Genomic DNA, 14607 nt, shown 5'->3' on the forward strand with positions numbered 1-14607 from the left:
ACCCTTACGGAGGCACCGTTCCGTGACCGCGAGTCCGCCCCCCGGCACCGTCGCCAGACTCGCCGCCTGGCTTGCCCTGCACCTCAACGAGACCGGCCGGTCCGTGGCCGAGGTCGCCCGTGAGCTGGGCGTGGGAGAGGAGACGGTGCGGGCCTGGCTCGCCGGCCGCCGGGCCGGGGACGACGGCGAGTTCGCGCACCTCGACTCCCCAGTGCGACTCGGCCGGTGGCTGCGGGCCCGCATCGCCGACTCCGGCTGCACCGTCAGGGAAATCGCGGAGTCCACTGAGGATGTCAGCCGGGTGACGATCTACTACTGGCTCAAGGGCGAGCACCTCCCCCGGCCTCCGGCCGGAGACGAGCCCGATCGTTTCGACCTGCTCCTGAGCAACCCCCGCCTGGGACTGGACCTGCGCCAGCGCGTCCAGCTCGACGAGGTCCGACGCCGCCTGACCGGCACCTCCCTCACCGCTCCCCCGCCCTCCGACGACTGGCCGGCCCGCACGCTGCCCGCCGACAACCGGGCCTTCACCGGCCGGAACGAGGAGCTGCGCCGCCTCGACCGGCTGCTGCGCGAGCACCACCGCGGCCGGGCCGTCGTCATCTCGGCGCTCACCGGCATCGGCGGAGTGGGCAAGACCGCGCTCGCGGTCCACTGGGCCCGCAGCCGGGCCGTGCGGGCGCGGTTCCCCGACGGCTGCCTGTACCTCAACCTCAACGGCTTCGCCGACGTGCCGCCCACCGACCCGGAGCAGGCGCTGACCAGGCTGCTGGAGCAGCTGGGCGTCGACCCGAAGGGCGTATCCGGCACTCCGGACGCACTCGCCGCGCAGTACCGGGAAGCGCTCAAGGGCCGGCGGCTGCTCATCGTCCTCGACAACGCCCACGCCGAGCCGCAGGTCCGCCCGCTCCTGCCCGACGAACCGGAATGCCTGGTGGTCGTCACCAGCCGCAACCGGCTCGGCGGCCTGCGCGCCACCCATCCGGGCATCGCGGACCTGGCACTGGACACCCTCACCGCCGCCGAGGCGGCGTCACTGGTGCGAAGCCTCCTGGGGCGCCCGGTCGCCAAGGGCGCCGGAGACGGCGAGATCGCGGCCTTCGCCGCGGCCTGCGGTCGCCTGCCCCTCGCGATCCACATCGCCGCGGCTAACTACCTCACGCACCATGTGGACTCGTCCTCGATCGGCGAGTACACCCGCCTGCTGGCAGACGACCGGCTCGGCCGCCTGGCCGCAGGTCCGACCGACCCCTCGACCTCGGTCGCCGCGGTCATGGACGCGTCCTACCGGCGCCTCACGGCGCCGGCCCGGCGGCTGTACCGGCTGCTCGGCCTGCACCCGGGACCGGACGTGTCCGCCGCGCTCGCCGGCAGCCTCGCCGGACTCGACGCCACCGAGGTGCGGTCCGCGCTGCTGGAGCTGACCCGGGCCAACCTCCTCGCCGAGGACGCCCGGGGCCGGTTCTCCCTCCACGACCTCCTGCGCGACCACGCCGCCGGGATCACGCGGCGCACCGACTCCGACGTCGAGCGCCGCAAGGCGATGCGACGACTGCTCGACCACTACGTCCACACCGCGTACCCCGCCGCGCTCTTGCTGCAGCAGAGCATGCACGAGCTCGCGGTCCCGCTCGCCGAGCCGAGCCCGGGTGCCGCCCCGGAGACCTTCACCGACCGGGACGCGGCGCTGGCGTGGTTCGACGCGGAGCACCTGGGGATGACCGCCACCGCGGCCGGCCGGCCCCCCGGCGAGTTCGACGCCCTGGTCTGGCAGGCGGCATGGGCGCTCTACGGGTTCTCCCGCGTCCGCGGCCTGCTGCGCGACCAGGCCGCGCTCAAGTACGCCGCGCTGGAGGCGGCGGAGCGGATGGGCGAGCCCGCGGCGCAGGCGCATGTGCACCGCATGCTGTCGTGGAGCGACACCGGGCTCGGCCGGTTCGAGGAGAGCCGCGCGCATCTGGTGCGGGCCCTGGAGCTGTCGGGCCGGGCGGAGGACCCGGTGGGGCAGGCCTCGACCTACAGCAGCCTGGCCGGTCTCGCCGGACTGCAGGGACGCTACGCGGAGGCACGCGACCACTCCCGGCGCTTCCTGGAGCTGTTCGAGGCCGCAGGGAGCCGGATCGGGGTGGCCCGCGGACTGCTCACGCTCGGCTTCTACGAGGCGCAGGTCGGCGAGTACACCGAAGCCCTCGGCCACTGCGAGCAGTCGCTGGAAGTGTGCCAGGAGCTGGAACCCGGCTTCCGCGACACGCTGGAGGCCGACATCTGGAGCAGTCTCGGGCTCGTCCACGGGAGGCTCGGCGACCACGGGCGGGCGCGTTCCTTCTACCTCCGCACGCTCGAACGCAACCGGGAGCTCGGCGAGCACCTGAAAGTCGGCGAGACGCTCGCGGCCCTGGGCGACCTCCACCACTCCGCGGGCGACCGCGACGCCGCCCGCACCGCCTGGCGGGAGGCCCTCGACATCCTCACCGAGCACGAGCACACCACCGCCGCCGAGGTCCGCGCCAATCTCGCGGCCCTCGACGCCGGACCGGCCTGACGTCCGGACCCGCTCGGCGGCGCATCCTTTCGACCGCGCATCCTCTCGAGTGCGCACTCTCTTGACTGCGCATTCTCTTGACCAGGGATCCCCTCGACCGCGAATCCCCTTGACCGCGAATCCCCTTGACGGTGCCGTGAGGATGGTGGGATGCGACCACTGCGGCACGGGTACACGAATCGGACGGTCGGCGACGGCACGACCGTGGTCAAGCGCTATGACGGGCCGGACGCGGCGGCGCGGCTCGATCTGGAGCGGCGCAGGCTCGCCGGGCTCCAGGGGGCGGTGCCGGTGCCGCCGCTGCTGGGATCGGACGCGGAGTCGGTGACCATGGGCTTCGTCGCGGGGGTGCACGGCCAGGAGCTGATGAAGGCCGGGCACGCCGCCGGGGTCATGCGGGCCTGCGGCGAGGTGCTGCGGCTGATGCTCGCCGCACCGGCGCCGCCCGGGACCAGCCTGGTGCACGGCGACTTCGGACCGAACAACGTGCTCGTCGACCCCGAGACGTTCACCGTCACGGCGGTCCTGGACTGGGAGTTCTCCTCTTACGGCGACGCGCTCACCGACCTCGCGTGGTGCGAGTGGATCGTGCGCACGCACCACGCCGAGGACGTCGGCGCGATCGGGGCGCTCCACGCCGCGTACGGCCTGCCGGTGCCGCCGTGGCCCGAGCGGCGGGCCGCGATGGTCGAGCGCTGCACCGTCTACCGCGAGTTCAACGAGCGCTGGTCCCCCGGCGGCAGCGGGGTGCGGCGCTGGACGGGCCTGATCGCGGCGACCTCGGCGTGGGAGGAGTGAGCGAGGGGTGCGGTAGGGCCCCGCCGGTCAACCGGATTGCCGCTCGGGCCCGGTTGTCGGTGTTCCGTGGCATCTTAGGGGCATGTGCCGGAGTATCAAGACCCTGTTCAATTTCGAGCCGCCCGCCACCGAGGAGGAGGTCGCCGCCGCGGCCTTGCAGTACGTGCGCAAGCTCAGCGGCTCGACCCATCCGTCGAAGGCCAACGAGGAGGCGTTCGACAAGGCCGTCGCCGCGGTCGCCGCGGCCACTCAGGAGCTGCTGGACGCCCTGGTGACCACCGCGGCCCCCAAGGACCGCGAAGAGGAGGCGGCCAAGGCGAAGGCGCGGGCCGCCGAGCGGTTCGGCTAGCACCGGCTCCGAGGCGGCCGGTCGCCCTCCTTCCACTGAGGGGCCGGGCGATCCGTGGGGATCGCCCGGCTCCGCCTCCGTCCTGGGGAGGTGGGAGGCGCCAGTGGAGCGGTCAGCGCCGCACGGGGTAGCGCAGGTGCACTGCGCGCGTGCCCTGGACGACGACCGGGTCCTCCAGGAGGAGGTGGCCGGTGTCGAGGACCGTGAAGTAGGGGATGCCCTCGCCGAAGATCACGGGCACGAGGCTGACGCACACCTCGTCGACCAGGCCGAGCGCGAGCGCCTGCTGCGCCACGTTCGCACTGGCGATGGTGACGTCCCGGTCCCCCGCGACCTGCTCGGCGCGCTCGATGGCGGCGGCCACGCCGTCGACGAAGGAGGTGGTGGGCCAGCGCTCGGCGGCGTCCGCGGGCGGCCGGTGGGTGACCACGACGACGGGCGCGCCCGCGGGGTGCGTGTCGTCCCAGCCGTCGGTGATGTCGAACAGGTGGCGGCCGACGACGACCGCGCCGCAGCCGTCGGTGACCTCGCGCAGGAACGCGGCGCTGGCGGCGTCGACGTTGAAGGCGGGGACGTGCTCGTAGGGCGTCGGGATCGCGACGTCCCCGGCGTCGTACCACTCGAAGAGCTCCCCGACCTGGTCGTCGGGCTGTGCGATGAAGCCGTCGAGCGACATGGTCATGTGGCTGCGGACGGTACTCATGTCGGTTCCGATCTGTCGGTTGCGGCGGCCGGTGCGGCCCTCTGCCAATTGGGACGAGGCGGCGGGGCGCGATTCATCGGCGGGCGGCCCGGGCGGCGGCGCGCGGCGGGCGGTGTGGTCCCATGTCGCTGGCAGTGGAGTCGAACGAGGAGGCGCGCGTGGACAGGCGAGTACCGGTGGTGGTGCTGACGGGGTACCTGGGGGCGGGGAAGACGACGCTGCTCAACCACCTGCTGTGCCAGCCGGGGGCGCGGGTCGGGGTGATCGTCAACGACTTCGGCGAGGTGAACGTGGACGCCGGGCTGGTGACCGGGCAGATCGACGAGCCGGTCTCGATCGCGGGCGGGTGCCTGTGCTGCATCGAGGACCTGAGCGGACTCGATGCGGCCCTGGACAAGCTCACCGATCCCCGGTTCGGGCTGGACGTGGTGATCGTGGAGGCGAGCGGGATCGCCGAGCCCGGGGTCATCGCGAAGATGATCCACTTCAGCGAGGCCGAGCGCATCCGCGCGGGCGGGGTCGTGGACGTGGTCGACGCCGTCGAGTACTTCAACACCGTCGACCGCAGCGACCTGCCGCCGGTCCGGTTCAAGGCCGCGACGCTCGCGGTGGTCAACAAGTGCGACCGGCTCCCGGAGGCGGAGGCCGAGCGGGCTCTTGCGGCGATCGAGGAGCGCATCCTCGCCGTCAACCCCGGCATCCACCTGGTGCGGACCTCGAACGGGCGGGTCGACCCGGCCCTGGTCTACGACACGGCCTCGGTCACCGACCCCGAGGACGAGCTGCCGCTCGCGGCCCTGGCGCGGGGGGCGCACGCGCACGCGGGCGACCACGCGCACGCGCAGGCCGTCACGGTCCGGGCCGCCGGGCCCGTCGACCCGGGCGCCCTCATCGCGCTGCTCGAGGACCCGCCGCCGGGCGCGTACCGGATGAAGGGCACCGTGGCCGTGGCGACCGGGGGCCGGCCGCGCGGGTTCGTGGTGCACGTGGTGGGCGACCGGATCGACGTGGCCGCGCATCCGGTCGAGGGCGGCGGGGAGCTGGTCGCGATCGGCTCGCACCTCGACGCGGAGGCCGCGCGGCCCCGGTTGGAGGCCGCGCTCGCCGTCCCGGAGCGGCACGACCCCGCGGGATTGGAACGGCTGCTCCGGTACCGACGGTAGCGACGGGCGGCCAGGCCCTTCACCGGTGCTTCCTCGACACGATCGCCCGCGCGACGAGGCCGACGACGCTCGCCAGCGCGATCAGGCCGAACGGGAGGGCCAGGAACCACAGCCCGACCGACTGGAGGGCGATGTTGAACAGGGACCCGCCGACGAGGCCGATCCACAGGGCGGTGGTGGTGAGCTTGTAGTGGCTGCCCGCGGTGTACTGCGACGGGTGGGCGGTGGGCTGGTCGTTCATGACGGCTCCTCGGAACGGTGGTCTGACACCGTCAACGCTATGGCCGATCGCCCTCGGGCCCAATGCAGTCACCTGGCGGATCCGGGTGGGTCCAGGGGTCCGCCGGACGGTGCAGCAGGCTGTACCGCCCGGACCCGTCCGCTCGGCCGGCGGTCAGCCGCGGTGCCTCCCGTAGCGGAGTTCCTGGATCCCGTTGCCGGAGGCGCTGCTGGAGAGCAGGTCGAGGCGGTAGGAGCGGGGCACCCCGTCGAAGAGGCGGGTGCCCTCCCCCGCGATGTAGGGGAACAGGCTCACGTGGAGCTCGTCGAGGAGGTCGAGCGCCATGAGGGAGCGGAAGAGGCCGACGCCGCCCATGACGACGAGGTGGCCGTCGCCGCCGCGCCGCAGCCGCTCGACCTCCTCGGCGGTGTCGCCGGAGGCGATCACGGTGTTCTCCCAGTCGGCCCGCTCCAGGGTCGTGGAGAAGACGACCTTGCGGTGCGGGTTGAGGACCCGCGCGAACGGGTGGTCGGCGTTGGAGGTGGTCATGGCGTCGGCGATGCTCTCGTACGCGTTGCGGCCGAGGAGGATCGCGTCGGCGTTGCGCAGGAAGTCGAGCTGGCCGGGGTCGTCGGGGTTGTCGTTCTCGGGCAGGCTGAAGCAGAAGTCCCAGAAATCGGTGCCCTCGTCGGCGAGGAGGCCGTCGAGCGAGTAGTTGTAGACCGTGGCGATGAGTTTCCGCATGGATGGGCTCCGTCGTCTCGAATGCGAACTGGTGCGAGTGTCGCAGACCGGGCCGACACGGGCGCGCCTTTGCGCGACGGGTGAAACCAGGTCGCGACCAGAGTGGATCGAGTGGCATGATCTGCGAGTGCTCCTGACCATCACGACCACCGCGAACCCGGCGACCGACCTGGGCCGGCTCCTGCGCAAGCACCCCGACCGGGTGCAGCCGTTCGAGCAGTCCTTCGGGACGGCGTGGGTGTTCTACCCCGAGGCCGGGGAGGACCGGTGCACCGCCGCGCTCCTGCTCGAAGTGGACGCCGCGCGCCTGGCCCGCTCGCACGCGGGCGCCTCCGGCGACGCCTCCCTGAAGCAGTACGTGAACGACCGGCCGTACGCGGCCTCGTCGCTGCTCGCGGTGGCGCTGGGGAAGGTGTTCTCCACCGCCAGGTCCGGGGACGGCGGGGAGCGGCCCGAGCTGGCCGCCGCCGCGATCCCCCTGGAGATCGCGCTGCCGGCCGTCCCGTGCGAGGGCGGGCCGGACCTGGTGCGGGACCTGTTCGCGCCCTTGGGATGGGAGGTCGAGGCCGAGGCGGTGCCGCTGCCGGGCTTCGGCACCGACTCCCGGCACGTGCGCGTGCGGCTGCGCGGCGAACTGCGCCTCGCGGACGCCCTGAGCCAGCTCTACGTGCTGCTGCCGGTCCTCGACGACGCCAAGCACTACTGGGTCGAGATCGGCGAGGTAGACAAGCTCGTGCGCTCCGGCGGCGCATGGCTCGCCGCCCACCCCCGGCGCGGCCTCATCGCCCGCCGGTACCTCGCGCACCGCCGGTCCTACGAGCGGGCCGCGCACGCCCGGCTCGCCGAACTCGCCGAAGCCGCGGAGGCCGAGGAGGAGGCCCCGGTCGAAGAGGAGTCGGCGGTGGACGGCGAGCAGTCGCTCCCGCTGCACCGCATCAGGATCGCCGCGGTCACCGAGGCGCTCGCCGCCGCCGGGGCCGCCTCCGTGCTCGACCTCGGGTGCGGCTCGGGCAAGCTCCTGGCCGCGCTCCTGGACGATGCGCGGTTCACCCGCGTCACCGGTGCGGACGTCTCGTCCCGCGCGCTCGGCATGGCCGGGCACGCGCTCCACCTCGACCGGATGCCCGAGCGGCGGCGGCAGCGCCTCCAGCTCATTCAGGGCTCGGTCGTGTACCGCGACAAGCGATTCGGCGGGTACGACGCGGCCGTGCTCATGGAGGTGATCGAACATCTGGACCCCGGGCGGCTGCCCGCGATGGAGCAGGTCGTCTTCGGCGCGGCCCGCCCGCGCACGGTCGTCGTGACCACCCCGAACGCCGAGTACAACGCCAGGTACGGCATGGAGGCGCACCAGATGCGCCACGCCGACCACCGCTTCGAATGGGACCGGGCCCGCTTCGGCGCGTGGGCGGAGGCCGTCGCCGCCCGGCACGGCTACCGGGTCCGGATCGAGGGGGTCGGCACCGAGGACCCCGGTGCCGGGACCCCGACCCAGATGGGAGTGTTCGACCGTGACTGACGCACCTCCGGTGGTGAGCGTCCCCGAGCTGTCCCTCGTGCTGCTCGTCGGCGTCTCCGGCTCCGGCAAGTCCACCTTCGCCGCGAAGCACTTCCTGCCCACGCAGGTGATCTCCTCGGACCGCTGCCGGGGACTGGTCGCCGACGACGAGACCGACCAGGCCGCGACGCCCGAGGCGTTCAAGCTGCTGAACCACATCGTGGGGACGCGGCTGCGGCTCGGGCGGCTCACCGTCGTCGACGCCACGAACGTGCAGAAGGAGGCGCGCGCCCAGCTCATCGCGCTCGCCCGCGAGCACCACGTGCTCGTGGACGCGATCGTGCTCGACGTCGAGCCGTCGGTCGCGACCGAGCGGACCCTGGCCCGGCCCGACCGGGACTTCGGCGAGGCCGTCGTGCGCCGCCAGCACCGCGACCTCAAGCGCAGCCTGAAGTACCTGAACAAGGAGGGCTTCCGGCGCGTCCACCGCCTCACCGGCGCCGAGGCCGTGGCCGCCGCGCGGGTCGTCACCGAGAGGTCCTGGAACGACCGCAAGGACGAGACCGGCCCGTTCGACCTCATCGGCGACGTGCACGGCTGCCGCGCCGAACTCGAAGCGCTGCTCGCGGACCTGGGCTGGGCCCTCGAGCGCGACGGTCTGGGGCGGGCCGTGAACGCGGCGCACCCCGAGGGCCGCAAGGCCGTGTTCGTGGGCGACCTGGTCGACCGCGGACCCGACACGCCCGGCGTGCTGCGCCTGGTCATGGGCATGGTCGCGGCCGGGACCGCGCTGTGCGTCCAGGGCAACCACGAGCAGAAGCTGGTGCGGGCCCTCGACGGCCGCAAGGTCAGAGTCGCCCACGGCCTGGCCGAGTCGCTGGCGCAGCTCGGGGACGAGGACGAGGCGTTCCGGAAGGAGGCCCGCGCGTTCATGGACGGCCTGCGGGCCCACTACCTGCTCGACGGCGGCCGGCTCGTGGTCGCCCACGCCGGCCTCAAGGAGGAGTACCACGGCCGCGCCTCCGGAAAGGTCCGCTCGTTCGCGCTCTACGGCGACACCACCGGCGAGACCGACGAGTACGGGCTGCCCGTGCGCCTGCCGTGGGCCGAGGAGTACCGCGGCGCGGCCGCGGTCGTCTACGGCCACACGCCCACGGTCGATCCCGAGTGGGTCAACAACACGATCTGCCTCGACACCGGCTGCTGCTTCGGCGGCAGGCTGACGGCGCTGCGCTACCCCGAGCGGGAGCTCGTGTCGGTTCCGGCCGAGCGCGAGTGGTACGAGCCGGTGCGCCCGCTGCGGCCCGCGGCGGCCGCACGGGACGCGGCGACCCTCGACTTCGAGGACGTCGCCGGGGACCGGCACCTGCCCACCGCGATCGCCGGCACGGTGAAGGTGCGGGCCGAGAACGCGGCGGCGGCCCTGGAGGTCATGAGCCGCTTCGCCGACGACCCGCGGCGCCTGCTGTACCTGCCCCCGACGATGGCGCCCGTCGACGCCTCCGGTGAGGACGGGTACCTGGAGCACCCGGCGCAGGCGTTCGCGCAGTACCGCGGGCGCGCCGAGCGGGTCGTGTGCGAGGAGAAGCACATGGGCTCGCGGGCCGTCGCGCTCGTGTGCCGCGACCCCGAAGCGGCTGAGCGGCGCTTCGGACTCGACGCGGCGCCGTGGGGCGCGCTGGTGACGCGCACCGGCCGGGCGTTCTTCCAGGACGACGCGCTCACGCAGGCCCTGCTCGACCGGGTCGGCGCCGCCGCCGCGGCGGCGGGCCTGTGGGAGCGGCTGGACACCGACTGGATGCTCCTGGACTGCGAACTGCTCCCCTGGTCCGCGAAGGCCCGCGACCTCATCGAGGACCAGTTCGCGGGCGTGGCCGCGGCGGGCCTCGCCGCGCTCCCGGCCGCCGCGGCGGTCCTGGACGCCGCCGCCGCGCGGGGCCTCGACGTGGCCGCGCTCGCCGAGCGGACCGGGTCGCGCCGGGCGAACCTCGATGCGTTCGCCGACGTGTACCAGCGGTACTGCTGGCCGGTCGACGGGCTCGACGGCGTGCGGCTCGCGCCGTTCCAGGTCCTCGCGACCGAGGGCCGCAACCTCGCCGACCACCGGCACGAGTGGCACCTGGAGGTCGCCGACGCACTCGTGGCGGCGGATGCCTCAGGGCTGCTGCTGGAGACGCGGCGGCGGATCGTCGCGCTCGGCACCGCCGACGAGGACGAGGCCGCGCGGTGGTGGCTCGAACTGTGCGCGGCGGGCGGCGAGGGCATGGTCGTCAAGCCGCTCCTGGAGGACCGGCCGAGGCTCCAGCCGGGCCTGAAGGTCCGGGGCCGGGAGTACCTGCGGATCATCTACGGCGCCGACTACACCGACCCCGCGAACCTCGCCCGCCTGCGCGCGCGCCGCCTCCAGCACAAGCGGTCCCAGGCGCTGCGCGAGTACGCGCTCGGGATCGAGGCCCTGGACCTGGCCGCGAAGGGCGCGCCGCTGTGGCAGGTGCACCAGTACGTGTTCGCGATCCTCGCGCTCGAGTCCGAGCCCGTCGACCCGCGGCTGTGAGAGGAGCCCGATGAGCATCGACACCGGCGCGGTGGCCCGCGCCAACGAGATCCTGCGGACCGAGGCCGGCTCCGGCGTCCACGGGCTCGCCATCGCGGGCGTCAGCGACCACGACGAGGCCGGCGTGTTCGTCGAGCCCGCCGAGCACGTGGTCGGCCTGGCCGGGCCGGTGGACCACCACACGTGGCGCGACCGGCCCGAAGGGGCCCGGTCCGAGGCCGGGGACCGCGAGTGCACGCTGTACTCGCTGCGGAAGTTCCTGCGGCTCGCGGTGGCGGGCAACCCGAACCTGCTGCTGGTCATGTGCGCGCCCGAGTCCTCGGTGTACCGCACGACGGCCCTCGGGGACGAGCTGCGGGCGCTGGCCCCGGCGTTCCTCTCCCGGGACGCGGCCCGCCGGGCCGTCGGCTACCTCGACGGGCAAGTGGCGATGCTCCTGGGCCGGGGGCGCCAGAAGGACATGCCGAAGCGGCCCGAGCTGGTGGCGGCCCACGGGTACGACACCAAGTTCGCCTCGCACGCGCTCCGGCTGGGGCTCCAGGCGCTGGAGCTGACCGAGCACGCGCGGCTGACGCTGCCGATGCCCGAGGCGGACCGCGAGCGGGTGCTGCGGGTCAAGTCGGGCGGGGTGCCCGATCTCGACGCGGTGCTCGCCGAGGTCACCGCCGTGCGGGACCGCGCCGAGGCGCTGCTGGAGGCGGGCCGGACCCCGCTGCCGGAGGCGCCGGACACCGAGCGGATCTCGGCGTGGTCGGTGGACGCCCATCGGCGCCACTGGGACGCGATGCCCGCGGCCTGAGCGGGGTCGGCGCGCCCGGACGGGGCGCCACGGGTCCGGTCAGCGCGCCGCCGCGGCCTGCGCGGCCCGTTCGCGGAGGCGGTCGCGGACGAGGCGGCCGGTCCGGAACGTCAGGAAGATGAGCGCCAGGCCGTTGAGCGCGTGGAAGAAGAACAGCGACTGGCCCCAGACCGTGCCGGGCACGCTGAGCAGGCCCATGGCGTGCTGGAGGAGCACCAGGACCGTCCCGAGGACGGTGAGCCGCACGATCCGGGCCCCGGGGCGCGCCGCCAGCGCGAGGACCACCGCCGCCGCGTATCCGAAGAGCAGCACGTCGCCGTTGACGAAGTGGAGCCGGAACCCGGCGCCCACGCCGCCGCCGTAGCCGACCCCGAAGCCCGCCAGCGCGAACTGGACGACCAGGAGCGCGAGGAGCAGGAGCAGCCAGACCCGCAGGGTCCGTGCGAAGGCGGTGTTCACGCGGGGACCTCGATTCGTGCGGTGCGCTCGGCGCGCTTCGCGTCGGCCGCGCGCTTGGCGAGCCGGGCGACGATGAGCTGGAGGGTGAGGATGCCGAGGCCGTTGGCGGCGTGGAGGGCGATGCCGACGCCGCCGAGGGTGCCGGAGCCGCCGAAGCCGTGGGCGAACGCGCCCTGTGCGAAGACCATGAACAGCGACAGGCCCGTCAGCGCGACGGCCTTCCATCCCGGCCGGGCGATGAGGGCGAAGACCAGGGAGAGCATGAGCCAGAACAGGATCATGCCGCCGTTGGCGACGTGGACGATGAAGCGCATGGTGCGCTGGTCGCCGGTCGCGACGGCGCCCCACCCGGCGAACCCGATCTGGAGGACGAGGAGCACGGCGACGAATCGCGTCCACCCCAGGAAGAACCCTTTCATGCGGGCCAGTGTGCCGCCGGGGCCGCGCGCGGGGATCGGCCTGGAGTGGGCGATCGGTCTACTCCGCGGGAGGTACGGCCCGGCGGGCGCGTACCTCCCGCGGGCTGCTACGGCCGACCGAGGGCGGCGGCCGTGGCGGTGCCGCGCAGGCCCGCGACGGGGCCCTCGTAGAGGACGCGGCCGCCGTGGCGGCCCGCGCCGGGGCCGAGGTCCACGACCCAGTCGGCGCGGCGGATCACGTCGAGGTGGTGCTCGATGACGACGACGGTGTGGCCGGCCTCCACGAGCCGGTCGAGGACGTCCACGAGCGTGTCGACGTCGCGCAGGTGGAGGCCGGTGGTCGGCTCGTCGAGGACGTACAGGGAGGGCTCGTCGGCGTCGCGCAGTTCGCGGGCGATCTTGACGCGCTGGCACTCCCCGCCCGAGAGGGTCGAGAGCGGCTGGCCGAGGCGCAGGTAGCCGAGGCCGACGCGGTCGAGGTCGCGCAGTCCTCTGCGGATGGCGGGTTCGGCGAGCCGTTGCAGCGCATCGGTGATGGTGAGGTCGTCGACGTCGGCGACGGTGAGGCCGTCGACGCGGTGGCGCAGGGTCTCCTCGGTGAAGCGGCGCCCGCCGCAGGTCTCGCAGACGGTCTCCTGGCCGTCCATGAACGCGAGGTCGGTGTAGACGGTGCCGAGGCCCTTGCAGTCGGGGCAGCCGCCCTCGGAGTTGGCGCTGAAGTACTTGGCGGGCAGGCCGCTCGCCTTGGCGAAGAGCTTGCGAATGGGGGCGGCGATCCCGGTGTAGGTGATCGGGGTGGAGCGGCGGCCGGCGCCGACGGGGCGCTGGTCGACCACGATGGCGCCGTGCTGGTCCACGAGTTCGGCGGCGAGGCTGGACTTGCCGGAGCCGGCGACGCCGGTGAGGACGGTGAGCACGCCGGTGGGGAGGTCGACGGTGACGTCCCGGAGGTTGTTGCGATCGGCGCCCTTGACGGTGAGCGTGTCGCGGCCCCGGCGCGGCGCGGTGGTCGCGGGGGCGCGCCTCGCGAGCGCCTGCGCGGTCGGCGTGTCCGCCTCGCGGAGTTCGCCGTAGGTGCCTTCGAAGACCACGCGGCCCCCGGCGGCGCCCGCGCCGGGGCCGATCTCCACGATCCGGTCGGCGGCGGCCATGACGGCGGGGTCGTGCTCGACCACGAGCACGGTGTTCCCCTTGTCGCGCAGGCGGCCGAGGAGCCCGGTCATGGCGTCGACGTCGTGCGGGTGGAGGCCGACGGTGGGCTCGTCGAAGATGTACAGCATCTCGATGAGGCTGGAGCCCAGGTGCTTCACGGTCTTGATCCGCTGCGACTCCCCGCCGGACAGGGTGGTGGTGCCGCGGCCCAGGTGGAGGTAGCCGAGGCCGATCGCGTCGAGGGCGTGCAACCGCTCGGCCAGCGCGGCGGCGACCGGGGCGACGGACGGGTCCTCGATGGTCTCGACGAGGACGGCGAGTTCGGCGATCTCCATGAGCGCGAGCTCGGCGATGGTGCGGCCGTGGACGGTGACGGCGCGGGCCTCGGCGTTGAGGCGGTCGCCGCCGCACTCGGCGCAGGTGCCCGAGCGGGTGAACCGGTCGATGGCCTTCTGCTTCTGGTCGGAGATGTTGTCGCCGGTGCGCAGGTAGATCCGCTCGAACCAGGACACCAGGCTCTCGTAGTCGGCGGGCGGGGGCACGGGGAGGCGGTCGGCGTGCGCGCCGCCGAACAGAAGCGCCGTCCGCTCGTCCTCGGTCCACTCGCGCAGGGGCTTGTCGGGGTCGAAGGTGCCGATGTCGGTGTACTTGGCGTTCCAGTAGCCGCCTTCCGCGAAGCCGGGCAGGAGGATCGCGTTCTGGCGCAGGGACCGGTCGGGGTCGAGGAAGCGGCCAGTGTCGATCGCGACGGCCTCGCCGAGGCCCGAGCAGGCCGGGCACATGCCGGCGGGGTCGTTGAAGGAGAACCGGTTCGATTCACCGAGGTGCGGGGTGCCGATGCGCGAGTAGAGGAGCCGCAGGTAGGTCCACGCGTCGGTGACGGTGCCGACGGTGGAGCGGGCGTTGCCGCCGAGGCGGCGCTGGTCGATGACGACCACCGGCGACAGGCCCGACAGCTCGTCGGCCTCGGGGCGGGTCCACTTCGGGAGCCGGTTGCGCAGGAACGGCGGGTAGGTCTCGTTGACCTGGGCGCCGGCCTCGGCCGCGATCGTGTCGAACACCAGCGAGGACTTGCCGGAGCCGGAGACGCCCGCGAACACGGTCAGGGCCCCGCGCGGCACGTCGAGGTCGACCGACCGGAGGTTGTTGGACCTGGCGCCGCGGATTCGGATCATTCGCTCGTTCATGGAGGCGACGGTATGTGCAG

13 protein-coding genes are annotated in these 14607 nt (G+C 73.7%); 7 read left to right on the forward strand and 6 right to left on the reverse strand.

The window, feature by feature from the left end:
* Positions 1–22 precede the first annotated feature (22 nt).
* The 3 genes from BLS99_RS08530 (at position 23) to BLS99_RS08540 (ending at position 3689) form a co-directional block, all read left to right on the forward strand.
* On the forward strand, positions 23–2542 hold the full coding sequence (locus tag BLS99_RS08530) for an ATP-binding protein (protein ID WP_176953257.1): 2520 nt from the start codon (positions 23–25) through the stop codon (positions 2540–2542).
* Between the two features lie 150 nt (positions 2543–2692).
* A complete protein-coding gene (locus BLS99_RS08535; RefSeq protein WP_091046861.1) occupies positions 2693–3340 on the forward strand; it encodes an aminoglycoside phosphotransferase family protein in 648 nt (215 codons plus the stop codon).
* Between the two features lie 82 nt (positions 3341–3422).
* The gene (locus BLS99_RS08540; RefSeq protein ID WP_091046865.1) at positions 3423–3689 is read left to right on the forward strand and encodes a DUF2277 domain-containing protein; all 267 of its coding nucleotides are present in this window, start codon (positions 3423–3425) and stop codon (positions 3687–3689) included.
* A 112-nt stretch (positions 3690–3801) separates the two neighbouring features.
* On the opposite strand, the gene BLS99_RS08545 is transcribed toward BLS99_RS08540, so the two are convergent.
* Positions 3802–4392 carry a dihydrofolate reductase family protein gene (locus BLS99_RS08545; protein ID WP_091046868.1) on the reverse strand — a complete coding sequence of 197 codons (591 nt, stop codon included), beginning with the start codon at positions 4390–4392 and terminating at the stop codon, positions 3802–3804.
* A 158-nt stretch (positions 4393–4550) separates the two neighbouring features.
* On the opposite strand from BLS99_RS08545, the gene BLS99_RS08550 reads away from it, so the two are divergent.
* Positions 4551–5555, forward strand: coding sequence for a CobW family GTP-binding protein (locus BLS99_RS08550; protein WP_218126359.1), 1005 nt, complete (start codon positions 4551–4553; stop codon positions 5553–5555).
* A gap of 19 nt (positions 5556–5574) precedes the next feature.
* Here BLS99_RS08550 and BLS99_RS08555 read toward each other — a convergent pair whose 3' ends face one another.
* Entirely contained in the window at positions 5575–5796 is a 222-nt protein-coding gene (locus BLS99_RS08555; protein ID WP_091046875.1) for a hypothetical protein, read from the reverse strand.
* Between the two features lie 153 nt (positions 5797–5949).
* Positions 5950–6519 (reverse strand): dihydrofolate reductase family protein, encoded by a 570-nt coding sequence (locus tag BLS99_RS08560; protein ID WP_091046878.1) that lies wholly within the window; start codon positions 6517–6519, stop codon positions 5950–5952.
* Positions 6520–6646: 127 nt separating this feature from the next.
* Here BLS99_RS08560 and BLS99_RS08565 point away from each other — a divergent pair, with 127 nt between their 5' ends.
* Genes BLS99_RS08565 through BLS99_RS08575 form a run of 3 tightly spaced genes read left to right on the forward strand, consistent with a single transcriptional unit; the run spans position 6647 to position 11370 of the window.
* Positions 6647–8038, forward strand: coding sequence for a 3' terminal RNA ribose 2'-O-methyltransferase Hen1 (locus BLS99_RS08565; RefSeq protein ID WP_176953258.1), 1392 nt, complete (start codon positions 6647–6649; stop codon positions 8036–8038).
* Positions 8031–10571, forward strand: a complete 2541-nt coding sequence (locus BLS99_RS08570; protein WP_091046885.1) for a polynucleotide kinase-phosphatase — start codon at positions 8031–8033, stop codon at positions 10569–10571. The genes BLS99_RS08565 and BLS99_RS08570 overlap by 8 nt, the downstream gene beginning before the upstream one ends.
* Positions 10572–10581: 10 nt before the next feature.
* Complete coding sequence (locus BLS99_RS08575; protein WP_091046888.1) at positions 10582–11370, forward strand: nucleotidyltransferase domain-containing protein; 789 nt, start codon at positions 10582–10584, stop codon at positions 11368–11370.
* 39 nt (positions 11371–11409) lie between these two features.
* Here the strand turns inward: BLS99_RS08575 and BLS99_RS08580 are convergent, their stop codons facing one another.
* From BLS99_RS08580 to BLS99_RS08590, 3 genes are all read right to left on the reverse strand, one after another.
* Complete coding sequence (locus BLS99_RS08580; protein WP_091046892.1) at positions 11410–11829, reverse strand: hypothetical protein; 420 nt, start codon at positions 11827–11829, stop codon at positions 11410–11412.
* A complete protein-coding gene (locus BLS99_RS08585; protein WP_091046896.1) occupies positions 11826–12248 on the reverse strand; it encodes a hypothetical protein in 423 nt (140 codons plus the stop codon). Before BLS99_RS08585 ends, BLS99_RS08580 begins: the two co-directional genes overlap by 4 nt.
* Before the next feature lie 107 nt (positions 12249–12355).
* Entirely contained in the window at positions 12356–14587 is a 2232-nt protein-coding gene (locus BLS99_RS08590; protein ID WP_091046900.1) for an ATP-binding cassette domain-containing protein, read from the reverse strand.
* Between the last annotated feature and the right edge of the window lie 20 nt (positions 14588–14607).

Origin of the sequence: Glycomyces sambucus (assembly GCF_900102815.1) — a bacterium.
Taxonomy (GTDB): Bacteria; Actinomycetota; Actinomycetes; order Mycobacteriales; family Micromonosporaceae; genus Glycomyces; species Glycomyces sambucus.

Coding starts and splice junctions, on each gene's coding strand:
- BLS99_RS08535 (WP_091046861.1), top strand. CDS start 2,693: ATGCGACCACTGCGGCACGGGTACACGAATCGGACGGTCGGCGACGGC.
- BLS99_RS08540 (WP_091046865.1), top strand. CDS start 3,423: ATGTGCCGGAGTATCAAGACCCTGTTCAATTTCGAGCCGCCCGCCACC.
- BLS99_RS08545 (WP_091046868.1), bottom strand. CDS start 4,392: ATGAGTACCGTCCGCAGCCACATGACCATGTCGCTCGACGGCTTCATC.
- BLS99_RS08555 (WP_091046875.1), bottom strand. CDS start 5,796: ATGAACGACCAGCCCACCGCCCACCCGTCGCAGTACACCGCGGGCAGC.
- BLS99_RS08560 (WP_091046878.1), bottom strand. CDS start 6,519: ATGCGGAAACTCATCGCCACGGTCTACAACTACTCGCTCGACGGCCTC.
- BLS99_RS08575 (WP_091046888.1), top strand. CDS start 10,582: ATGAGCATCGACACCGGCGCGGTGGCCCGCGCCAACGAGATCCTGCGG.
- BLS99_RS08585 (WP_091046896.1), bottom strand. CDS start 12,248: ATGAAAGGGTTCTTCCTGGGGTGGACGCGATTCGTCGCCGTGCTCCTC.
- BLS99_RS08590 (WP_091046900.1), bottom strand. CDS start 14,587: ATGAACGAGCGAATGATCCGAATCCGCGGCGCCAGGTCCAACAACCTC.